The sequence below is a fragment of the Gordonia sp. i37 genome, from assembly GCF_002043085.1.
Classification (GTDB): Bacteria; Actinomycetota; Actinomycetes; order Mycobacteriales; family Mycobacteriaceae; genus Gordonia; species Gordonia polyisoprenivorans.
Map to the genome: position 1 here is coordinate 1 of NZ_MVPX01000575.1, position 21,666 is coordinate 21,666.

General features: G+C 60.3%; 16 protein-coding genes and 5 pseudogenes. 14 read left to right on the forward strand and 7 right to left on the reverse strand.

All coding sequences use genetic code 11. From position 1 onward, the window contains the following. Positions 1 to 67 precede the first annotated feature (67 nt). The 4 genes and pseudogenes from B1964_RS27955 to B1964_RS27970 form a co-directional block, all read right to left on the reverse strand. Positions 68 to 505 (reverse strand): annotated as a pseudogene (locus B1964_RS27955) (ATP-binding protein); the annotation flags it as partial. Positions 506 to 511: 6 nt separating this feature from the next. Continuing rightward, positions 512 to 1,808: pseudogene (istA, locus tag B1964_RS27960) on the reverse strand (IS21 family transposase). Between the two features lie 82 nt (positions 1,809 to 1,890). Further along, a pseudogene (locus tag B1964_RS27965) lies at positions 1,891 to 2,485 on the reverse strand (IS256 family transposase); the annotation flags it as partial. 172 nt (positions 2,486 to 2,657) lie between these two features. Continuing rightward, positions 2,658 to 3,134 (reverse strand): PaaI family thioesterase, encoded by a 477-nt coding sequence (locus B1964_RS27970; protein ID WP_005194983.1) that lies wholly within the window; start codon positions 3,132 to 3,134, stop codon positions 2,658 to 2,660. 256 nt (positions 3,135 to 3,390) lie between these two features. On the opposite strand from B1964_RS27970, the gene B1964_RS27975 reads away from it, so the two are divergent. The 11 genes from B1964_RS27975 (at position 3,391) to B1964_RS30590 (ending at position 13,903) form a co-directional block, all read left to right on the forward strand. Further along, positions 3,391 to 4,125, forward strand: a complete 735-nt coding sequence (locus tag B1964_RS27975; RefSeq protein ID WP_005194985.1) for an ABC transporter permease — start codon at positions 3,391 to 3,393, stop codon at positions 4,123 to 4,125. Positions 4,126 to 4,135: 10 nt separating this feature from the next. Then, positions 4,136 to 4,999, forward strand: a complete 864-nt coding sequence (locus B1964_RS27980; RefSeq protein WP_006369623.1) for an ABC transporter permease — start codon at positions 4,136 to 4,138, stop codon at positions 4,997 to 4,999. A gap of 9 nt (positions 5,000 to 5,008) precedes the next feature. Continuing rightward, positions 5,009 to 6,046: an MlaD family protein gene (locus tag B1964_RS27985; RefSeq protein WP_005195121.1), complete on the forward strand. Its 1,038-nt coding sequence runs from the start codon at positions 5,009 to 5,011 to the stop codon at positions 6,044 to 6,046. Then, the gene (locus B1964_RS27990; RefSeq protein WP_005195122.1) at positions 6,043 to 7,056 is read left to right on the forward strand and encodes an MlaD family protein; all 1,014 of its coding nucleotides are present in this window, start codon (positions 6,043 to 6,045) and stop codon (positions 7,054 to 7,056) included. The genes B1964_RS27985 and B1964_RS27990 overlap by 4 nt, the downstream gene beginning before the upstream one ends. Beyond that, positions 7,053 to 8,048: an MlaD family protein gene (locus tag B1964_RS27995; RefSeq protein ID WP_005195123.1), complete on the forward strand. Its 996-nt coding sequence runs from the start codon at positions 7,053 to 7,055 to the stop codon at positions 8,046 to 8,048. The genes B1964_RS27990 and B1964_RS27995 overlap by 4 nt, the downstream gene beginning before the upstream one ends. Next, on the forward strand, positions 8,042 to 9,103 hold the full coding sequence (locus B1964_RS28000; protein ID WP_005195124.1) for an MlaD family protein: 1,062 nt from the start codon (positions 8,042 to 8,044) through the stop codon (positions 9,101 to 9,103). The genes B1964_RS27995 and B1964_RS28000 overlap by 7 nt, the downstream gene beginning before the upstream one ends. Continuing rightward, on the forward strand, positions 9,100 to 10,143 hold the full coding sequence (locus B1964_RS28005; RefSeq protein ID WP_005195125.1) for an MlaD family protein: 1,044 nt from the start codon (positions 9,100 to 9,102) through the stop codon (positions 10,141 to 10,143). Before B1964_RS28000 ends, B1964_RS28005 begins: the two co-directional genes overlap by 4 nt. Further along, positions 10,140 to 11,096, forward strand: coding sequence for an MlaD family protein (locus B1964_RS28010; RefSeq protein ID WP_005195126.1), 957 nt, complete (start codon positions 10,140 to 10,142; stop codon positions 11,094 to 11,096). The genes B1964_RS28005 and B1964_RS28010 overlap by 4 nt, the downstream gene beginning before the upstream one ends. 47 nt (positions 11,097 to 11,143) lie before the next feature. Beyond that, positions 11,144 to 11,833 (forward strand): hypothetical protein, encoded by a 690-nt coding sequence (locus B1964_RS28015; protein WP_005195127.1) that lies wholly within the window; start codon positions 11,144 to 11,146, stop codon positions 11,831 to 11,833. A 29-nt stretch (positions 11,834 to 11,862) separates the two neighbouring features. After that, positions 11,863 to 13,503: a long-chain fatty acid--CoA ligase gene (locus B1964_RS28020; RefSeq protein ID WP_005195128.1), complete on the forward strand. Its 1,641-nt coding sequence runs from the start codon at positions 11,863 to 11,865 to the stop codon at positions 13,501 to 13,503. A gap of 238 nt (positions 13,504 to 13,741) precedes the next feature. Continuing rightward, on the forward strand, positions 13,742 to 13,903 hold the full coding sequence (locus B1964_RS30590; protein WP_005195129.1) for a hypothetical protein: 162 nt from the start codon (positions 13,742 to 13,744) through the stop codon (positions 13,901 to 13,903). Positions 13,904 to 14,034: 131 nt separating this feature from the next. Here B1964_RS30590 and B1964_RS28025 read toward each other — a convergent pair. After that, positions 14,035 to 15,021 (reverse strand): annotated as a pseudogene (locus tag B1964_RS28025) (IS256 family transposase); the annotation flags it as partial. Here B1964_RS28025 and B1964_RS31340 point away from each other — a divergent pair. After that, positions 14,999 to 15,157: pseudogene (locus B1964_RS31340) on the forward strand (integrase core domain-containing protein); the annotation flags it as partial. The pseudogenes B1964_RS28025 and B1964_RS31340 sit on opposite strands and share 23 nt — an antisense overlap. A gap of 204 nt (positions 15,158 to 15,361) precedes the next feature. Here B1964_RS31340 and B1964_RS28030 read toward each other — a convergent pair. Beyond that, complete coding sequence (locus B1964_RS28030) at positions 15,362 to 18,451, reverse strand: RND family transporter (protein ID WP_079932142.1); 3,090 nt, start codon at positions 18,449 to 18,451, stop codon at positions 15,362 to 15,364. An 82-nt stretch (positions 18,452 to 18,533) separates the two neighbouring features. Continuing rightward, positions 18,534 to 18,872 (reverse strand): DUF4873 domain-containing protein, encoded by a 339-nt coding sequence (locus B1964_RS28035; protein WP_006902477.1) that lies wholly within the window; start codon positions 18,870 to 18,872, stop codon positions 18,534 to 18,536. A 133-nt stretch (positions 18,873 to 19,005) separates the two neighbouring features. Between B1964_RS28035 and B1964_RS28040 the strand changes: the two genes are divergently transcribed. Both B1964_RS28040 and B1964_RS28045 read left to right on the forward strand, forming a co-directional pair. Continuing rightward, positions 19,006 to 19,974 (forward strand): diiron oxygenase, encoded by a 969-nt coding sequence (locus tag B1964_RS28040; protein WP_005195186.1) that lies wholly within the window; start codon positions 19,006 to 19,008, stop codon positions 19,972 to 19,974. 161 nt (positions 19,975 to 20,135) lie between these two features. After that, entirely contained in the window at positions 20,136 to 21,656 is a 1,521-nt protein-coding gene (locus B1964_RS28045) for an NAD(P)/FAD-dependent oxidoreductase (RefSeq protein WP_035718354.1), read from the forward strand. The last annotated feature ends 10 nt before the right edge of the window (positions 21,657 to 21,666 follow it).

Below are 21,666 nucleotides of genomic sequence, written 5' to 3' on the forward strand. Positions count from 1 at the left end.
TACTTCTTCCGCTTCTCTGGCATCGTGCTCCTCATTATCGATGCCTCTACGGTTCGGGGGGAACCTCAAGGCGGGTGACCCATCCGGTGGTGGTGTCGAAGAGCACAGGGTAGGCGTTGTGCGCGGCTTTGATCCCGAGCGCGATCGCGAGGTGGGTCTTACCCACTCCAGGTGGTCCGAGAAGGATCACGTTGTCGCTCTTGGCGATCCAGGTGCTGGTGGCCAGATGGGCGATAACATCGCGACGCAATCCTGGAAGGCGGTCGAAGTTGAAGTCCTCGAGTGTCTTGACCGCGGGGAAGCGAGCGCCACTGATCCGCAGCACGGTGCCGTTGGCTTCGCGTTCACTGACCTGGCGGTCAAGGATCGCTGCGAGGTACTCCTCGTGGGTCCAGTTGTCGGTGCGGGCCCGCTCGGCCAACTCGGCCCAGCAGCGGCGGATCGCTGGCATCTTCAACGCCCGCGCCGCGAACTCGATCTGCTTACCTGTGTGATTGTCGGACATGGTATTTCACCTTTCAGTGATAGTGGACGGGGTGGGTGGTTGAGCACCTGACGGGGTAGCAAAGTGCACCCCGAACAGGTCGTCGTAGTCTGGTAGCGCCCGGATCGGTACCTCGTGGCCGTCGGGGTGGGCGCGGATGCGGGCGGCGTTTCGGGCCCGGTTGGCGAGGTCTTGGCGGCGGTAGTCGCGGCGCAGTTCTTTGGCTGCCCGCACGTGCTGAGGGTCGGCGATGGTGACGTGGTTGGCCCAGCTGCGAGCGTGGTCGGCGACGGTGACCTCGCCGCACTGGATGCGCACCTGCTGCAGGTCGGCGGTGATGTCGACGAAGCGACCGATCACCGACGGGTGCACCGAATAGTCATTGCCGGCCACACGTACGTAGTAGTCGCGACCGAGTCGCACCCGGCTACTCAACCCGATATGAGGTGTGGTCGGGGGAAGCCCGGCCATCTGCTCGAGGTCCTCGGCGAGCGCATCACACGGGCGTCGATCACCGATCGCGCGCACCACTCGGGTGTTGGCATGATCGGCCAGCCACCGATCGAACTGGGCGGTGAAATCGTCCGGTGAGGCGAACTGGCGGCCCGGCAGGAACGAGGTCTCGAAGAATCGGTTGTTGCGTTCGACCATGCCCTTGTACTCGGGGTCTCGCGGTGGCGCCAGCTCCAGCCGAGTGCCCAAGGTGCCCACGAATCCTGCGGCCAGCGCGGTGGGTGTGCCCTTGGGGCCGATCGCGGCTTCGCGGTCCCACACCAGCTTGCGGGTCACCGCGCCCAGTTGCGACAGCAGCAGCCACATCCCCGTCAGGATGTCTCCGCCCTGGCGCGACGGGATCATCACCGCCGACCGGTATCGGGAGAACGCCAATGTCATCACCAATACCGGTAACATGGCGAATTGATTGTGGCCCACTGGGATTCGGTAGTCCGGGAACCACAGATCCCACTGCGAACAGCCGCCGGGCTCATAGATCACCCGATCGGCCGGATCTACCCCACGAAACTCCGGGCGAATCACCCGGACCCGGTCTTTGAGGACAGTCAACGATCTCGTCCACCCGATCCGCTCCGCGATCACCGTCGCCGGCATCGTCGGATACTCCCGCAACAACGCCCGGATCTGCGGTTCGAACGCATCGACCACCGAGCCCTTCGCCGGTCGCGAGTACTTCGGCGCGGTGTCTGAGGCCAACGCCGCCCGCACCGTGTTACGGGCCACCCCCAACCGGCGCGATCTCCTTGATCGGCACACCCTCACTGCGATGCAAACGGCGGATCTCCGCCCACTGCTCCACTGAAATCACCCTCCTAACAAGACGGGGGTCAAAATTCACCCGTCGTCAGGGGGTCAGTTTTCAGGCGCCGTCAACATACCCTTCGGGATCGATCCAACGACCGCGTCACCAGGTAGAGCGTTTTGAGTGCGGACTGCTCGTTCGGGAAGTGCCCTCGAGCGCGCACCGCACGCCGCTAGCGGGGCGTTGAGACTTTCGCTAGCGTTGGTGGAGCACAACACTCGTCGAATTTCGACGTCGTTGTCAAGGAACGGGATGAACTCCTCCCACGCACTCTCCCACAGGGTCACGATCGCCGGGTACGGCGTGCCCCACTTCTCAGCGAATTCCTCCCATCGCAGCCGGGCCTCAGCGGCGGTCAGCGCGGTGTAGATCGGTCTGAGATCGGCGCTGATCTTGTCCCTATACTTGCGGGAGGCGTACTTGAAGGTGTTCCGGATCAAATGGATGATGCACGTCTGTACCGTGGCCAACGGAAACGCGGCAGACACACTGTCGGGCGACCCTTTCAAGCCGTCACAGACAAGGGAGAAGATGCCCCTGGCACCCCGGTTCTTGAGGTCGGTGAGCACCGCCCGCCGGAACGTGGCCGACTCGCTGCCGCCGTCGCCAGCCCACATGCCGAGGATGTCTTTGTGCCCATCGAGATCAACCCCGATCGCGGCGTAGATCGGCCGGCTACTCACTCACGCACCTCATCCGCGGTGGTGACATCGTGTTCTTGACCAGTCTCAACTGGCCCTGCCACCAGGGCATCCACGCCCTCGACTGTGTCGGTCATCGTCGTGATTCCTCCTGCCCCACGCCGGGGGCGATCAAACCACTTACACCGAATCAGCGACAGTCCCCCCTGCGGCGTCAGTCTGTACGCGTGAAGTTGGCGAAGAAGTCATCGATTGTTGATAGGTCGGCATACCGTCGAAAATGAGCGACGTCGACCTTGACGAAGACACCGCTAGAGGTGAAATACGTTCGATCATCGAACGATCCAACGGCCGCGATGTGCAGTAGGCGATCCGACTCGTGGTCAATCCAAGCAGAGAGGCGAATGGGAGTGTGCAGAGGGACCGGCTGACGGTATTCGACGGTCAGGGTGCGGGTCACCGCGGGGGTCCGCGCGATCCACAGGGTGAAACCCATGATGTCGTCGCAAGCGGCCGAGATCGCTCCGCCGTGCGCCAACCCGGGCGCGCCAAGGTGCCTCTCGTCGAAGGTGTGATCGGCGTACACCCGCTCGCCACTCCGGTAGACCTCAAGTTGAAGTCCGTGGGGGTTTTCGCTTCCGCAGCCCATGCACTGGGACGAGTGCGCCGGCAGTCTTGCTTCTGAGGTCATCTTCTGATCGTTGTCCTTACTAAGCCGCCACCTACTCAAACAGGGTGCGGGGGTCGATGAGGTGTGGGAGCAGGTCCCGACACGGTCTTTCTGTAAACACTATAGGTAATACTGCCAGTACCTGGTACCGTCCATAACGCGCACCAGCATTAAGCGGCGCATACCCCGTGTACGAGGGAAGGAGAGGTCCATCACCACTCGGACCGGCGCCAACCGTTTCCTGGACGGCGCCGCCACTTTCGGTAGCACCCTCGGCTTGGCTGGCCAGGCCCTGCGGTGGGTAGCGGTAGACATTGCTACGGGACGGTTTCCGTTTCGCGAAGCCGTATCGCAGACTTGGTTCGTTATTGTCGTGACGACTCTGCCCGCGATTCTGGTAGCTGTGCCATTCGGTGTCATCGTGTCGGTACAAGTGGGAAGCCTCACTCAGCAAGTTGGGGCCACGTCAATTGCTGGCGCCGCTGGGGGCCTCGGGATCATTCAACAGGGAGCGCCCATCGTTACCGCCCTTCTACTCGGGGGCGCGGCCGGATCAGCGATTGCCTCTGATTTGGGCGCTCGAACGATTCGCGAAGAAATTGCCGCCATGGAGACACTCGGACTCAACCCCACCAGGCGCGTCGTAGCACCTCGGTTCGTATCTGTGTTGATCACTGCGCCGATGCTCTGCATGCTGATCGTCTTCACCGGGCTGCTGGCGGGCTACGCCATCAGCGTCGATGTCCAAGGCATCACACCCGGCAGCTATGTCGCATCGTTCGCGTCGTTCGCATCGGTAACCGACATCGTTGTCGCTCTATGCAAATCGCTTGTGTTCGGACTTGTCGTGGTGACGATTGCTTGTCACCGCGGGCTGTCGACGAAGGGCGGCCCTAAAGGCGTCGCAACCTCGGTCAATGCCACCGTAGTGCTGGGTGTCGTCGCGTGCTTCGTGATCAATGTCTTTATCACGCAACTAACAACCATGTTCGTCCCCCAAACCATTGGATGAGAAACGCCTCGTGACCACCGTTCCCTCCCGGAGGTTCTCCGCCGCCACCCGGCCGGTCGGTGCCGTGATCGCGCCCGTTGCACAAGTACCTGAACGCTTGGGGCACGTCGCGACCTTTGTGATCGCCGCGGTCCTCGGCATCCGCCATGTCATCACCACATACCGGCGCCAAACCCTGCTCTACATACAAGAATTCGCCTGGGGTAGAGGTGCAGTCTTGGTCGGTGGTGGAACGGCCATCGTCCTCGCCATCCTCGGCATCGCCGTCGGCGCCTCAATCGGTATCCAGGGTTACGCCTCGCTGGACCTCGTAGGGATGGGTTCACTGACTGGATTCATCTCTTCCTACGCTAACACCCGAGAGCTTGCGCCAATGATCGCTGCGATCGGGTTCGCAGCACAAGCCGGCTGCCGGTTGACAGCTGAGATAGGCTCGATGCGCATTTCCGAGGAGATCGACGCTCTCGAGGCTATGGCGGTACGTCCCATTCCCTTCGTCGTCAGCACTCGCGTAGTGGCGTCGATCACGACCGTGATTCCTTTGTACATCATCGCGCTTATTCTCGGATTCGCGGCCGCTAAGCTCGTCGTCACACAGGTACACGGCCAATCCGGCGGCACTTATGATTTCTATTTCGACCAGTTCCTCAAACCTCAGGACCTTATCTTCTCGCTCATCAAAGTTCTTGTATTTGTCGTTTCCGTAGTGATTATCCATAGCTATCAGGGCTACTTCGCCACAGGCGGAGCTGAGGGGGTAGGCCGGGCGTCCGGCCGAGCGATCCGCACGAGCCTCATCGTCATCGTCGTGGAGGACATGATTCTGACACTTCTGATGTGGGGATTCGATTCCGGCGTACGGATTTCTGGGTAGGGGGGTTCAGTGGCTGTCTTTCATGATCCGTCCGGGCGCGAACCATCGCACGGGAACCTGGTCCTTCGGGGGGTCGCCCTCTTAATCCTCGGCGCGATAGCTGCCTACTTACTGATAAGTGACGCTAACGGTGACTTCAGCGATCACACGTCGTTGACCATCAACACCGACGCGATAGGCGACGGATTGAAGGGGGGATCGGAAGTGAAGTACCTTGGGTTCACCGTGGGCGAGGTCTCGAGCATCTCGGTTCGAGACCGTGGCGCGACGGTCAAAATCAACTTCACCGGTTCCGGCAACGACCTAGATCTCCGGCAGGGCATGACGGTGAATTACACTTCGGCAAACGCACTGGGACCGACGGCACTGGAAATCGTAGATCCTGGACACGGACCGCCCATCGGTTCCGGCGGGAGTGTCTACGTAAGCAGGTTGCAGTCTGAACAGACCTCGGTGTCAACACTTGTTCGCAAGATCTCCACGCTGGTCGAGGCACTGGACCAGCCCTCGTTCGAAGCGGTGGTGAGGTTCATCGTCGAGGATTCGCAGGCAATGTCTGATAGCGGAAAACTCGTATTCCAGATCGCGAAGCTCACGCGGGATGTCCAGAAACGGCCGGTCGGGGAGGACCTAGAAATTGCAGCCAATCTGTCCACCGGAGTCGCCGACTTCATGACGCCGTTCGTCCCTGGCGTCTTGAAGAACGTCGATATCGCTGACTTTTTCGCCACTCAACAGAACATCGATCGCACGAAAAGCAATCTCGGCGACACGGGAAAGGTTCTGTTCGGTGCACTCGGCGGACTGCTCGACAAGAATTACCCGGCCCTGAGTTCGCTGTTAGACGTCGGCCTTGATCTAGCGCGGCCCGTCGCCAGATCCGCCTCGGGGCTCGTTCGCACGGTGTACACGATCCCGCAGATCCTCGATGGCATCGACAAAGCCTTGCCGAAATTCGGCGACCGAGTCCAGCTCCAGCTAGCACTGGTGGTCCAGACCTCACCTGCTCTACAAAGCGCATTGAGAATGGGGGGGCCCACGGGATGACTCTGAGGTCTCTGACACCCACAATCATTAAGATCACCGCGTTCACCGCTGTCATCGGCGTCCTTACGTATGTCATCATCGCGATTCTGCAGCCGACCAACGAAGGATCCTCCAGTTCGCAGCGTTCCGCGGTTTTTGCCGACGCTTCCGGACTCAAGCCCCGCGACGGGGTACGACTCGCTGGAGTGAAGGTGGGATATGTAACGGCTGTCGACCTGAAGGGATCAACAGCGATCGTCCGTTTCCAACTGGACGACGGCGTCTCGATTACCCCCGCGACGACTGCCGCCGTCCGTTACCAAAACCTGCTGGGGCAGCGGTATGTGGAGCTCATCAATGCCGGACAAGGCGCCGACCAGGAGTCGATCACACAGGTGGCACTCAACAAGACCGTCCCGTCGTTCGACGTATCGACACTATTCAACAGTTTCAAACCAGTATTCGATACATTGAATACGGCCGAGATCAATGAGCTTCAGTCGAACCTGCTACGGGTCGCCCAGGGGGACGGTCGAGGTATCGCACCAGTCATGAAGCAAGTCGCGAACATCACCGAGTACGGGAACCAGCGTTCAGAGATCATCACCAACATTGTGACGAGCCTGGGACAGGTGTCTGATCAGTTGATGGGGCGCTCCGCCGAACTGGTCGAGTTGATAGACAAATTGGGGTCAATCGTCGATGCGTTCAGCCGCGTGAGCGATCGCCTGAGGGCCTCGCTGCGGGAGGTCAACCGTTCGATGGCGAAGACTGTGCTCTCCGGTGAGCAGATCGAGTCGACCTACGACACCAGCTTCGCGGCCATTTATCAGAGATTGGTGCGGGAGCCAGGGGATACAGAAAGCTTACTGAACGGTGCCGTTCTCCTGAAGCCACTCCTGGACGCCCTGGAAACTACATCCAAAGCGACACCTTCGTCCTCGGCGGCAGGGTGCGCCCGAGGAGTGCTCGACCTACCGAGAACAGCGCAGATCGCCCTGATGGGTCAACGACTGGTGGTGTGCCAGTGACCCGCTTCTTCGATAAGCGTCCGCATCACCGCCCGCAGCGTCGGCGCGACCTCATCCTGGCGGGAGTCGTTACGATGGTCACGGTGGCCGGCCTCGTCGTGGCGGGTGCTGTGTACATCTCACCGCCCGGACAAACTATCTACAGTGCCAAGTTAGTCAATACCGGCGGATTGGAAGCCGGCGACCAGGTACGTATCGCCGGGATCAGGAAAGGCAAGGTCGCGTCAGTCGACCTGACCGGAACGTTCATCACCGTGCGATTCCGGCTGGATGACTCGATTGCCGTTCGGTCGGACGCGACGGCGAACGTCCGTCTCATCACCCCTATTGGTGGACGTGTATTGGACCTCGACCCAGGTTCAGGCCCGTCGGCCCTCGACGGTGCAATCCCACTGGAGCAGACAAGCAGCACCTACGACATTTCCAGCACGCTTGAGACAACCACACCGGTGTTCCGTGACGTGCGTGGTGTTGATCTACGGCGCACAGCGGCGCTGCTACAGAATGCTTTCTCCGACGGAAACACCAATATCCCTGATGCCCTGCAAAACGCGAGCAGCCTGATGGACCTACTGCAACGTCAGTACGCACAACTCGACAAGACGATGACGTTGTCCGATGAGTACGTCGCCGCCCTCGCAAACCGCAAGCAGGTACTCGTGGACTTCCTCCGCCAGCTCAGCTTCCTTGCCCGCACCCTTGGACCAGACATCGCCAACGTCCAGAACGGATTCGATTATCTGCGCCGTCTTTTCAAGCTACTGACCCGACCGCTTGTCGCGTACCGCGACGGAATAGAACCATCGGTACAACAGTTCAAGACCCTTCTGAACAAGGTGTCGGCCCAGATGCCCGCCTACGCAAACGCGCTGACCCAGGTCGATCAGATCACCAGACGACTGAGCATTCTTCTCGACGCTCCAGAGGTCGGTCCAGCGAGTCCTGAACCGACTGTCCGCATCTGCATCCCGAGTGGTGATCAAAAATGCTGACAGAGCGGATGCGTCAGCATCTGATCCCGATCGCCACCATCGTCACACTGGCAGTAGTGATCGCGGCCGTAGGAATCAACTATGCGACAGCCGACGACGACACGCGGCCACTATGTGCGGAGTTTTCCGACGCATCAGGTCTGTACGAAGGCAACTCCGTCGCGATGCTCGGCAAGAAGGTGGGCAGGGTCGTAGGCATTCACGAGGAGGGCCAGAGGGGCGTGCGTGTCGACATGCGGATCGACAAGACCGTGCCGCTTCCCGCGGATGTGGGGGCCACCCTGGTGTCCACCTCGATTGTCACCGAAAGACAAATCGAGTTCACCCATCCCTATCGCGGCGGAGAGCATTACGAGTCGGCCAAGTGCATACCACTGAACAAAACCAGGACTCCACTGGGGATTAGTCAAACGCTCGACGCGATCAGCACTCTTTCCGATGAACTCGTCAAGGACGGCGGACGTGACACCGATGCGATTCTCCAGGCGCTCACGCTCGTCTCCAAGAACATGGAGGGAACCCAGGGCGATATCTCTGGCATTCTCAAGGACTCGGCCACGCTGATCAACGATCCGACCCGGCGTGATGGTCAGATACGCAGAATTGTAGCCAACCTCGCGACCTTAACCGGTGTTGCCACCGAGAACAGTGCTGAGGTGACCCAGCTGTTCGACAACTTCGTCGGCGCAATCGAGGTGATTGTTGCTTTCGGTCAAACATTCGGCGCCGCAACAGAGTACGCAGGTACCTTCGTCCCCATCCTGTCGCGATTGGCGTCCGACTTCGGTCCACCGATCTTCGCAATTGGTGATGCTGCGGTTCCACTCCTCGCGCAAGTAGGCAAGCAAGAGAACATCCTGGCGACCGTCGCCGCTCGAACGGCTGACCTCATCGTCAAGCATCCGGATGCGAAGTCGATCCTGCGGGCATTCGCCGTGTCTGTCCCACTGCAGACCCTAAGAACGGCGTGTGCCTCTCCCCCCGTCAACGGCGTCTGCAGGACGGGTAACGAAGTGGCGACGATCGCTAACTTGATCGGAGGGCAATCTCAATGATGACCTACGGCTACCTTCGCCGTGTCACGGCCGCGATCGTGACGCTGTTCGCAGCGACCATCGCCCTCGCCGCCTGCAGCATCAACGCCGACAACCCGCCGACCATCGGCGGATCATCCGCCCGAGACGGCTACGACATCGAGATCGAGTTCACGAGTGCTCTGAACTTGCCTGCCCGTGCCAAAGTCCTCTCTCGAGGGATTGACGTCGGTGCCGTCACCAGCGTCACGTACGACGGAGGCCACGCGCTGGTTGCCGCCCGAATTGATAAAGACGCCCAACTGCAGGAAGATTCGCGCGCGGAACTCCGCCAAGACACTCTCCTGGGCGAGATTTATGTGGCCATCCTTCCCCCCGCACAGCAGTCCACCCAAGCCTTGCTGCACGCGGGATCGGTAATACCTCTCTCACGCACCGAACCGGCTGCCAACGTCGAGGACGTGATGCGGGGGATGGCTAATGTACTGGGCGGGGGTGAACTCGATAAAATCCATACCGCGATATCGACACTGAACTCGACCTTTCCGAGTGACCCCGCCCAATTCGATACGCTTTACCGCACGACGTTGCGCACCGTGTCTGAGGTGTCCGCCAACACCGACAAACTCGACGTAGTCCTGCAGTCGGCCGATCGCACACTGAAAGTGATCCTGGCCGACCCGTCAGGTACTGACCGAATGTTGACCAAGGGGGGAGTGAACTTCTATGGTCTGGGCTATTCGCTAATTGACGTCGCGCTACTTATCGCCAACCTGCGCGACTTCGCAGTATCTGCCGGCCGTATCGTCGACCCTGAGTATTCCCGCATCAAGGAAACGGTAGGAGCGATCGCGCCGGTAATCGCGTCCATCGCGTACTCGGACATCTACTCCAAGGATGTTTCCGACAAGGCGACGCGTGTAATACGCGAGAAGCTCATCCCATTCGTCAGCTCGCCAGATATCAACGTTTCCGACGTGTCTATCGACGGCCAAGATCTAGCCCGACGTGATGCCGGGTCGTTCATTAACGTATTGCGAGCGATCGGAATGATGCCATGATCCGCAGCACCGTCGTATCCCTGGTTGCCCTTGTCGTCGTCTTCCTCGTCGGAGCAACATACCTGACCATCGACGTGGCACGAATAAACCCGTTCCGCTCCGACTACACGATCTCGGCCATACTCAAGAGCTCGGGCGGCCTGCTCGACACATCGCCGGTGATGCTAGAGGGGGTGCCGGCGGGCAAGGTGACATCTATTCGCGTCACAGATAATCAGCTCGCCGTCGACATGTCCATCGACTCCGGCTACAAGATCCCTCGCGGCAGTGTCATGACGATCCAGAACCTCTCGGTCGCGGGAGAGCAATACATCAACTTCATCCCACCGGATACCACCACCAGTGAGTACTTGCGTAGTGGGGACCTAGTGCCCGCCAGCGCCATCCACGTGTCCCAATCCGTTCCCCAGGTGCTCCCGAAAATGTCGGCAGTGGCCGACGCGCTCGATCCAGCATCGATTCAGACCATCAACGAAACGATCTCGGCTGCAGTCGACGGCCGGCAAAAGGACCTCGACACGATCGGAGACATGATGCACCGCCTCGTGGACTTCGTCGGTGACGACGGTGCGGTCCGTACCACCGCGGACAATGCCGAGTTCCTCCTGGGCCTCATGTCGAACGTGGGCGGTGTGCTCAGTACCGCGTCGGTCCGGACCCCGGATGCCGTCGACGGTTTGGCGAGAATCCAACGTGCGTTCATCGTTTTCACCTCTACGTCCTACGACAAATGGCCACCAATCCTGAAGCTAGTGGAAAAGCTCAGCGGTTACATCCAGATACTTCAGCCCGACATTGTCGCCATCACCCGCGCGGTCAAACCGGCGACGGCGAAAGTCGCAGACACATACGTCGACTTCGGATCGATCGGTGATCTCCTGGCGCGAACATTCCCCGCGTCCCATCGGGGACAGGCGCAAATCCCGATCGCCGTCACACCATCACCCCGCTGACGCCCGATGTCTCCCCCCCCTACCCCAGCATTTACAGAAGGCAGCAAATGACCGCACACGACAACGGATCAGAATCCGAGGACAGCGGCACCGAAAATGAGCTGACTACGGCTTCCGATAAGGCAGACCGCGGCGACGCCACTAGTGCCACAGAACCTGCGACGTCACAGGACGTTTCCGCCTCGGACGAGGCAAGCCCCCCGACGTCCGAGGCCGAGCAGCGCTGGGGATCAGCACGCCTCCAGGTGGTGGCCGTCGGTGCTCTCGTGGTAGTACTCGCGGTGCTGGCCGGGCTCTTTGCTTACCTCTACATTGACATGCGGCAAGCAAAGACGTCCCTGGAGGACGCCGCCACACAACGAGCGCAGGCAGCGCAGGCAGCATCGGACTACACCACAAAGTCGCTCACGTACAGCTACCAAAACACCGACGCATTCTTTACCGAAGTGAAAGAGAATGCCAGCGATGCGTTGGTCAAGCGATACGACGATGTCGAACCCACCCTGACCCAAATCATGAAACAGGCCAAGGTCCAAGCGGCGGGACGCGTACTGGCGACCAGCGTCACCGGCAGCGCCAGCGAGAACCGGGGGGAATACACGGTGCTGGTCTTCGCCACCCAGAAGACCCAGAATGTTCAGAACCCTCAGCCGAGCGAACTCCCCACACTGTTGAAAGTCGTCGTGCTGAAGACCGATAACGGCTGGCAGATCCAGGATTACGGACCTGCCGAATGATCCAGCGTCCGCCGCGAAAGGAGAGTTAGATGAAAAGCACCATGCAGGAGGTGCCGATGACAGTGTCATCGATACTGCGCCACGTCGCAACCAATCACACTGTTAGGCAGGTGATTACCTATTCCGTGAACGGCTCTGCCCGGTATGCGACCTACGGCGATCTTGAAGAGCGATGCGCACGTCTGGCGAATGCTCTGCGTCGGGTCGGCGTGGTCGGCGACGACCGCGTGGCAACGATGCTGTGGAACAACCAGGAGCACCTCGAAGCGTACGCTGCGGTACCCGCGATGGGCGCGGTGCTGCATACGCTGAACATCCGGTTGTCACCGGCTCAGCTGCAGTTCATCGCGAACCACGCCGAAGACAAGGTCATTATCGTGGACGGGTCGCTGGTTCCGTTGTTGGCGGCGGTCCTACCGGGCTTGGCGACGGTTCGGGTTGTGTTCGTTACCGGCGACGGCGACACCTCCCCGCTCGACGGGCACGGCGTGACCGTGATGCGATATCATGACGCGCTCGCAGCGGAATCCCCAGTGTTCTCTTGGGTCGATCCCGACGAGCGGTCGGCTGCGGGTATGTGTTATACGAGCGGCACTACAGGCGATCCCAAGGGGGTCGTCTACAGTCATCGCTCGGTGTTTCTGCACTCCATGGCAGCGTGTACCGGTAACGCTCTGGCGATCGCAGAAGCCGATCGTGTACTTCCCGTCGTGCCGATGTTTCATGCCAGCGCCTGGGGTCTGCCCTACGCGTCGCTGATGGCCGGCGCGGACTTGCTGATGCCTGATCGATACCTTCAAGCAGCGCCGCTCGCTGACATGATCCAACAACATCGCCCCACGAAGGCAGGAGCAGTACCGACAATCTGGAACGATCTTCTTCAGTACGGTATCGCGAATCCGGGTGTCGACTTGTCATCGATCGACCTTGTCGCCTGTGGTGGAGCTCCCGTCCCGCAGTCGTTGATCGAGGGGTTTGCGGACCGCTTCGGCGTACAGATTATTCAGGCGTGGGGTATGACTGAGACGTCCCCGCTTGCAGCGGTAGGTCGGCCTCCCGCCGGGATCAGCCCCGCAAAGGAAATATCTTACCGCAAGCGACAGGGACGGGCAATTTGCGGGGTGGAGATGCGCCTCATCGACGAGGGCGGCCTGCCTGTTCCCCGTGACGACAAGTCCGTCGGTGAACTCGAAGTGCGGGGTCCGTGGGTCACAGGCAGCTACTACCGACTCGAGGACACCGAGAGGTTTCGGGATGGCTGGTTGCGGACCGGCGACGTGGGACACATCAGTCCGGACGGGTATCTGACGCTGACCGACCGGTCCAAGGACGTCATCAAGTCCGGGGGCGAATGGATCTCGTCAGTGGAGCTCGAGAACTGGATCATGTCGCACCCGGATGTCGCCGAGGCCGCGGTTGTCGCGATGCCCGACCCCCGATGGCAGGAGACAGCTCTCGCTGTTGTGGTTCCGGCACCGGGTCGCGAAGTGTCGGCTGACACGCTCCACGAGTGGTGCCTAAGAAATTGCCCGGAGGAGATCCCGCACTGGTGGATCCCGAACAACTGGACGTTCATGGAGCAGATACCACGGACGAGCGTGGGCAAGTTCGACAAGAAGGTGTTGCGCGCGAAGCATGAGCAGGGCGAGCTGCCGGTTGTATCGAACTAGCGCCGCACGGGGTCGGCTTCGCGTCCGCACTGGCCGAGATAGGACACCGCCGAGGTAAGGCACAGATGTGCCCACCGAACGTCCTCAGCGTTCGGTGGGCACGTATTTATTGGAGCGATCCGTCTGCCCGATGGCCCCGGTGGGAAAGACAGAACCGTCACTGGGAATTGCGCGGCCATTCATCTCTCACTCATCGTTCGTTGGGCGCCGTTTTATCGAGCGTCGTAGAGTTTGCGAGGTGGACATCGCAGCCAGCGCTCCACATTCGCAGTCATCAGCACACAACATCGAAGGGGCCACCATCATGGCCGAGGCTATCGTGGGCGCAATCATTACCGACATCGTCGGCGAACTGGTCACCGGATCGATCGAGTCCGGATCAGACGAAGCTACCGCTTGAGCGCTTCACAGAAGAACACACCGCCCCGTGGCTTCTGCCGCGGGGCGGTCTCTTGGTGCGCGGGGGCTCGAGAGCTTGTCAAGATGTCTGTGTAAGAACGTGACTCCTGATTTTCTTGTGGTCTGTGGGGTCTAGCTGAGGTGGGGTTCGATCCGGTCGGGGTAGGCCAGTGCGAGTTGTCCGAGGGCCTGTTTCCAGTTGGTGACGACCTGTCCCTCGACCAGTCGTCCGAGGGCCTTACGGGGCTGTGACCGCCTGGTCCCGCGTTCTTTGAGGCGTTGAGCGGCTCGTTTGTCTTCGATGTCGCAGATGGCCAGCCACAAGAGTTTGCGGACCGCGATGTCGTTGGGGAAATGTCCGCGGTTCTTGATGACCTTGCGGAGCTGGTAGTTCAATGACTCGATCGAGTTGGTGGTGTAGATGACTTTGCGCAGCTCGGGCGGGAATGCCAGGAAGGGGATGAACCGATCCCAGGCTCGGTCGAAAGCCATTGCCGCACTCGGATATTTGGCGCCTAGTTCCGAGTCGCGGAAGGCTTCCCACTCGCGGCGGGCGGTCTCGGCGTCGGGGGCGGTGTAGATCGGTTTGATCGCCCGGGCCACGTCTTTGCGGTCTTTGTGGTTCACGAACCGCATCGAGTTGCGGATCAGATGCACCACACAGGTTTGCACGGTGGCCAGCGGCCAGGTCGCCTCGATTGCCTCGGGGAATCCGGTGAGCCCGTCACAGCACACGATCAGCACGTCCTTGACGCCGCGGTTGGCCAGATTCGCACACACCCCGGCCCAGAACTTGGCGCCTTCTTCGGCCTGTATCCAGATTCCCAGCACATGCTTGACGCCGGCCATGTCGACGCCAATAGCGATGTGGGCGTGCTTGTTTCGAACATGAGAACTGTCTTTGACGTTCACCACCAGGGCATCAAGGTAGATGACGGGATACAACGGCTCCAGCGGCCGGTTCTGCCATTCGTCGACCGCGTCGAGGACCTCGTCGCAGATCTTGGAGATCGTCTCGTGCGAGAGATCGGTGCCGATCGTGGCGGCCAAATGGTGTTGGATATCGCGCAACGTCATGCCGCCGGCGTACAGCGGGACCACGATCTTCCACTCCAGCCCGTACAAGACCGTCTCCGACGTCGAGTTCGCGGCCGCTGGTTGGGTCGACTGGTACAACAACAGCAGGCTGCACTCGAGTATCGGCCAGATCCCCCCGACCGAGTTCGAAACGCTCCACTACTCTGGCCTCGGCCCGAGGACCAGCCCACAATGGAGGCGGCACAAAACCTCGGGTCGTTCAGTCCCTGTGCGTGAGGCTCCGGCCCGCAACCCCCAACACATCGCCGTGGAGTCACCCATACCGTCTAGCGTTGTACGGACGCAATTCGTCTATCACGAGCGACCGTGCCGCGTCATGCCCTATGCCGATCCTTACCTGTTGACGGGATGGTCGGGAAGTTCAGGGACCGACGCTTGTCAGATCCCCATGGGTCCGTCCGCGTGTCTTTTGCGATGGTCCCAGGGCGCGCCGGAAGCGGTCGATGTCACCCGGCCACCAGCTTGCAGTGCCCAGCAGCACCGCTAGTGCCGGGACTACTAAGGTCCGCACCAGGAACGTGTCGAGCAGCAAACCGACACCGATGATGAACCCGATTTGCACCATCACATCGATGGAGCCGACCATCAGCCCGAACATGCTGGCTGCGAAGATCAACCCGGCCGAGGTGATCACCGAACCGGTGTAGGCGACGGTACGCATTACTCCGACCCGCACGCTCGCTCTCGTCTCCTCTCTCAGGCGTGAGACCAGCAGCATGTTGTAGTCAGCGCCCACCGCCACCAAGACGATGAACGACACCAGTGGAGCTGGCCAGGCGATCCCGGCACCGAGGATGTGTTGAAGTACGAGCACACCGATACCAAGAGCCGCCATATAGTTCAAGACGACGGTTGCAAGGAGATAGACCGGTGCAACGACGGCCCGCAACAACAGCATCAGGATCAGACCCACGATGAGAAGTGTGGCTATGCCAAGCAGTTTGAAATCGTACGACAACAACCGCTGGACGTCGGCATTGATCGCAGGAAAGCCCGCGACCGAAGCACGTCCGCCCTCCAGAGTGGTGTTCGGCATCGCGTTCTCGGCGACGCTAGACAGCTCGTTCGCCAGCGTCATTGCATCGGCAGAGTATGGGTCGTAGGAGGTCTGTACCGCATAGCGCACGGTTTTCCCGTCGGGCGAGATGAACTGTCGAGCGACCTGACTGAACTGCTGGTCCTTGAACGCATCCGCGGGGAGATAGAAGCCGGTTGCCGAATCAGAATCGCCGACCTCGCGGGCAGGAGCCCGAAGCTGTGCGGCGACCTGTGCCAGTCCACCGAGTAACTGAAGGTTGCTGTCCACCAAAGCCCCGACTCCATTCGACAACTGACGTGCGCCGTCGGCGAGAACGCCGACGCCGGACTCGAGTTGCGACACCCTGTTCCCGAGGTTCTGCCCACCGATCGTCTGTAGTGCAGAATCCAGCGTTTGAAAAGAACGCTGAAGCTGTGCCATGTCGGTAGAGCCTGGCGCACTCACGCGGCCGAGCTGCGCGGTAAAGTCAGCCACCCTCGCGAGCGACTGATCATCCGCGAGTGCCCGGATGTCGGCCGTCTGCGCGCGCAGTGCCGAGCACTCCGCGATCTGCTGACACCACGGAGCGTCCAATGCGGACAATGCCGGCGCGATCGCATCTGCCGCAGACTGGGCCCGACGGGCGAGTTGAGACAGCTCAGGCGCTTGCTGGGAGAACTGCTGAAGCGTTGGAGCAGCGCTCGCGAGCTGGTTCACCAACGGCCGATACTCGTCGAGTTGTGGGCCAAAGGACGACACCTCGTCGAGCAACCCCGACAGCGGAGCGAGATTGGAGGAGATCTGCTCTTCTAGCTGTGCCAGGCCTCCGGCTAGCTGCTCTGATCCGGTCTTAAGGACGGCCAGATCACCCTTGCGGGCCTGTACATCTCCGGTCTCCTCGGTGATCTTGGTACCGATCTGATCGTTCTGCCAAGACAATTGCGCCTGCTGTAGCTTCTCACCGGTCGGGCGCGTCACGCCAATGACCCTGGTCACGCCGGGAATCTGCGCGACGCGGGATGCCAACTGGTCGAGGTCGGCAAGGCCTTGAGCCGTGCGCATGTCGTTCTCGGACTCCACCACCAAGAATTCCGAGATAATGATGTCTTTCGGGAAGTGGCGGTTGAGCAGCGCGTAGCCTTCGTTGCTCCCTGTGTCAGTTGGCTGCCCCTCGCGATCGTCGTAGGTGATCTGAATTGTTGCGGCTACCAGGGCGAGGCCGATCAACGCGACCACACTGATCGCCAGCAGAGGTACCGGCCGCCGGATAACCATGACTCCGACTCTTCTCCAGTAATCCCGCGTCAGGTCACGGCGGGGAAGGCCGGCACCTCTCTTGGCGGCGAAGGAGAGCACGGGGGGCAACAATGTAACCGTTGCCAAGAATGCGAATGCTATGGCGATTGCGCAGGCCGGACCTAATGTGTTGAACACACTGAGATTGGCGAAGGCCATAGCCAGGAAGGCTAGGGCCACAGTGCCCGCCGATGCGAGAACCACGCGGCCGATAGTTGCATTCGCGTGGGCAATAGCGGCATCAGGAGAGTTGCCTGCTCGAATACCCTCATGATAGCGGCTTATGAGGAACACCGAATAGTCAACTCCGGCACCGAAGATGATGACGGTCATGAACATCGAGGTGAACTGGGATACCGGCATGCCCAGCTCGCCTAGTCCAGATAGAACTCCGCGACCTACGGCCAAACTCATGCCCACGACAAGCAGCGGCATCAGCGCGGTGAACACCGAACGGTAGACGACGAGGAGGATCACGGCGATCAGCAGCACGGTGGCGACAGTGATCAGGACCAGATCCGACTCGCCCACGGCGAGTTGGTCGCTAAATGTCGCGGGTGGGCCTGTCACACGGACTCTCGTCTCAGTGTCGCGAAAGATTCTCTCCGCGGTGTCGCGTACCGCTGCGACCGCCTCCGCGGTATCGGGTCCCCCGAGTGTGCCGGTCACTCCCACGGGCAGATACCAGGCTTGCTTGTCTTTGCTGAGAGCCTGACTCGCAGTGAGGGGATCGCTCAGCAGGTCTCGGACGGCGATGACGTGCTTGTCGTCCGCCCGCAGGGTGTCGACAAGCACGTGGTATCGATCGCGGGTGTTGTCGGACAGGCCTGCACTGTTCTCCATCACTACGAATACTGTGGTCTTGGCGCCGCGCTCGTCGAAAGCGGCGCCCATACGGTCCAAGGTCTGAAAAGACGGGACTCCGGCCGGGATCGGATCCACAGATTGTTCCCGTATCACTGACTCCAGTTGAGGAAAGAGAAGGCCTAAGCCGATGGCGGCGCCGAGCCAGACCAGCGTCACAATCCCTTTGCGGCGGAGGGTAAACCATGCAACCCGCTCAAGGGTCGGACTGTATTCGCCGAGTTTCTCGCCCCCTCTCGACGGGCGGGTTCGAATGGGAGACGAACTCACCATGTGAAATTTCCTCTCGACCTGAAGTGGGCGACCCAATCGTGCGCACCCGTTATGCGAACGTCCGTGCGGCGGTGGATGGTTGTCACTTGCGGTGGTGCTCGGCCATGTCTTCGACCTCCTCGAGAGTGGTGGGCAGGTGGTATGGGGGGGTGCTCTTACCTGAGATGCGGTATCGGCCCCAGAAGTCGGGATCCCCGACGACACACTCCGCTCGGCCCTCGGGGGTCGTAAATACAGCGATCGCGCGGGCGCCCTTCAGGAGCTCGTCGAGCTCATCATTCTTCTGAATCCGGCCATACCAGGTGTAGAGGCCGTTCAGCGGCTGGAAATAGCCTTTGATCTTCGCTTCGACATGGATCTCCGTCCCGCGGCACACCAGGGTTCCTTCGCCGGAGTAGTCGAGGTCATGGTCGTCAGACATGCAGCCCTACCTTCTTCGCATTGAGCGTTGACAAATAACGCGGTTCGTGGATACTAGCAGTACCAGATACTGCGAGTAATGGGTACTGGGCGCCAGGCCCCGACTCCCAGCCTTGAACGACCGAGGAGAAGACATGACCGTGCAGGATGCCCATATCAAGCCCGACTTTTCACAGGAGGGCATGGCCCGGGTGAACGGGCGCAAGCCCGTCGACATGGAACGATCTGCAGGTCGTCTGTTGCGGTCTTCCGCGGAGAAGTTCTACGACGCGGAGATCGACATCGACTGGGAGTCGCCCTGGGAGGAAGGCAAGTACTTTCTGCCAGAGCACCGGGTGTCGCTATACGGCACCAAACTATGGAACAAGATGACCGAGGAGCAGCGTCGCGAGCTGGGACGCCACGAGATCGTGAGCATCCTCAGTTTCGGCATCTACGCAGAGAACCTCTTGAGTTCGGCGCTCCTGCGCATGTCGGCAAAGGGGGCCCTAACCGATCAGAAGTCCCTATACGCGCTAACAGAAATCGGCGATGAGTCCCGCCATTCCACTATGTTCGCGCGCCTCATTAACAAAACAGGCGTGCCCCCTTACAAGCTCCCTAAGGGCTTCTTGAGCTTCGCAAAGATCCTGCATTTCGTCCCGCTCGGACCGTCGGTGTCCGGAGCCACGCTGCTGATCGAGGAAATCCTGGACCGCGCCCAGCGCGAGGCGATGAACGACCCCAGTATGCAGCCTCAGCTTCGCCAGCTCATGAAGATCCATGTCCTCGAGGAAGCCCGTCACATTACCTTTGCGCGACTGGAGATGATCGAAGGCATGCAGCGTCGACGTAAGGCGACGCGCGCTTGGCACCGAGGGGTGCTTGCCGTCATCGCGAACCTGGCGTACCCGCTGCTCATTAATCCGAAAGTGTACCCCGCAGTGGGAATTAGCCGCTGGCGTGGCGTATGGGCACAACAAACCAGCCCAAACTATCGGACCAACCTGCAGTTCATGTCGGAGCCCATGATTCGGTTCTTCCATGAGGCGGGAATGCTGGAAGGCAAGTTCACAATGGCCATGTGGCGCGCGACGCGGAGCCTTCCCGACGATCTCCGCTGATCTCCGTTCACGCGGCCGAGCCGTCACGGTCGACATCAGTTAGACCTGTGCGGAGCATTCTCGATGGCTTCGCGATCACTTCCGCCTCAACAGATCACCCGCTGCCACTGTGCGCAGGTGATGTGTTGTGCCAACGAACCCACGAGGGAGAAAGCATAAACATGGCATCTTCAACTACCCGGCGCGCCTCGCGCGCCGCCGCCAAAACCGACTCAACCGACGACCCGATTTCGACCAAGATTCTGATCATCGGAAGCGGGTTCTCTGGTCTCGGGATGGCCGCACAGCTAAGACGTCGCGGGTACAGCGACTTTCTAATCCTGGAGAAGGCAAGCTCCGTCGGTGGAACCTGGCGCGACAATACCTATCCGGGCTGTGCATGTGACGTCCCGTCGCTGATGTACTCGTACTCATTCGAAAGTCGAGGTAGCTGGTCGAAGGTGTGGTCGTCACAACCAGAAATTGAGCGGTATCTACAAGACGTCGCGGACAAGCGCGGCGTGACACAAAAGATTCATTTCGGTCAGAAGTTGGTTTCCGGATACTGGAGCGAGTCAGAGTCGCGGTGGCACCTGCGTACTGAGTCCGGACGTGAGTACATTGCTCAGTTCGTAGTTTCAGGAGTCGGTGCGCTGCATATCCCCAATTTTCCCGAAATTTCGGGGATTGAGGACTTTAAAGGCGAAGCGTTTCACTCCGCACAGTGGGATCATTCGGTGGATCTGGAGGGCAAGCGTGTCGCCGTGATCGGCACTGGTGCCAGCGCTATCCAGTTTGTGCCGTTCGTACAGAAGGAGGCCATGTCCCTCAAGGTCTTCCAGCGAACCCCTGCCTGGGTCCTACCCCGCAAGAATTTCACCGTTCCGCCGGCCCTGCGGACTCTTCTGAGCAGACTCCCGATTGCACGTCGTATCGCCAGGTGGTCGGTGTACTGGGGTGCGGAGAGCCTAGCCTTCGGCCTCAACGGTCACTCCAACCTTATGCGGCCAATCGAACGGGTCGCTCGGTGGAACATTGAACGCTCCATCTCTGATCCGGCACTACGCAAGAAACTGACCCCGTCATATCGCATCGGCTGTAAGCGAATTCTGGGGTCAAACGACTATTACCCTGCACTTGCGGCGCCCAACACCACCGTCATCAGCGATCGGATTGAGAGGGTCACCGCTGATTCCATCATCACCTCAGACGGCGTCGAGCACCTCATCGACGTAATTATTTATGCGACCGGTTTTCACGTGACTGATGGTTTCGATCAGCTCGCCCTGAAAGGTGCCACTGGCGAGGATCTCCCGTCCCACTGGCATCAGACGGGGATTAACACGCACCTGGGCATCACGACCGAGGGTTTTCCCAACCTGTTTTTCCTCCTCGGACCCAACACGGGCCTCGGCCACAACTCAGTGGTGTTCATGATCGAGCAACAGATCAAATACATCATGAAGGCCATCGACACAGTAGAAAGCCGAGGCGCTGAGAAGGTTGACGTACGCCCGTCCGTGCAAGAACAGTTCAACACCGACATCCAGCGGAAGCTGGCCAAGGGAGTGTGGACCAACGGCGGCTGCACGAGTTGGTATCTCGACTCGCAGGGCGTCAACCGGACCGTGTGGCCGGGCTTCACATGGCAGTACTGGCGCGCCACAAAAGATTTCGACCCCGCCGAGTACGACATCGCCTGAGCCCGAACGC

Excerpts from the sequence above, each read along its gene's own strand:
- B1964_RS28030 (WP_079932142.1), bottom strand. The coding sequence starts at position 18,451 with ATGGTGAGTTCGTCTCCCATTCGAACCCGCCCGTCGAGAGGGGGCGAG.
- B1964_RS28005 (WP_005195125.1), top strand. The coding sequence starts at position 9,100 with ATGATGACCTACGGCTACCTTCGCCGTGTCACGGCCGCGATCGTGACG.
- B1964_RS28045 (WP_035718354.1), top strand. The coding sequence starts at position 20,136 with ATGGCATCTTCAACTACCCGGCGCGCCTCGCGCGCCGCCGCCAAAACC.
- B1964_RS28010 (WP_005195126.1), top strand. The coding sequence starts at position 10,140 with ATGATCCGCAGCACCGTCGTATCCCTGGTTGCCCTTGTCGTCGTCTTC.
- B1964_RS28015 (WP_005195127.1), top strand. The coding sequence starts at position 11,144 with ATGACCGCACACGACAACGGATCAGAATCCGAGGACAGCGGCACCGAA.
- B1964_RS27970 (WP_005194983.1), bottom strand. The coding sequence starts at position 3,134 with ATGACCTCAGAAGCAAGACTGCCGGCGCACTCGTCCCAGTGCATGGGC.
- B1964_RS28040 (WP_005195186.1), top strand. The coding sequence starts at position 19,006 with ATGACCGTGCAGGATGCCCATATCAAGCCCGACTTTTCACAGGAGGGC.
- B1964_RS28020 (WP_005195128.1), top strand. The coding sequence starts at position 11,863 with ATGAAAAGCACCATGCAGGAGGTGCCGATGACAGTGTCATCGATACTG.
- B1964_RS27990 (WP_005195122.1), top strand. The coding sequence starts at position 6,043 with ATGACTCTGAGGTCTCTGACACCCACAATCATTAAGATCACCGCGTTC.
- B1964_RS28000 (WP_005195124.1), top strand. The coding sequence starts at position 8,042 with ATGCTGACAGAGCGGATGCGTCAGCATCTGATCCCGATCGCCACCATC.
- B1964_RS28035 (WP_006902477.1), bottom strand. The coding sequence starts at position 18,872 with ATGTCTGACGACCATGACCTCGACTACTCCGGCGAAGGAACCCTGGTG.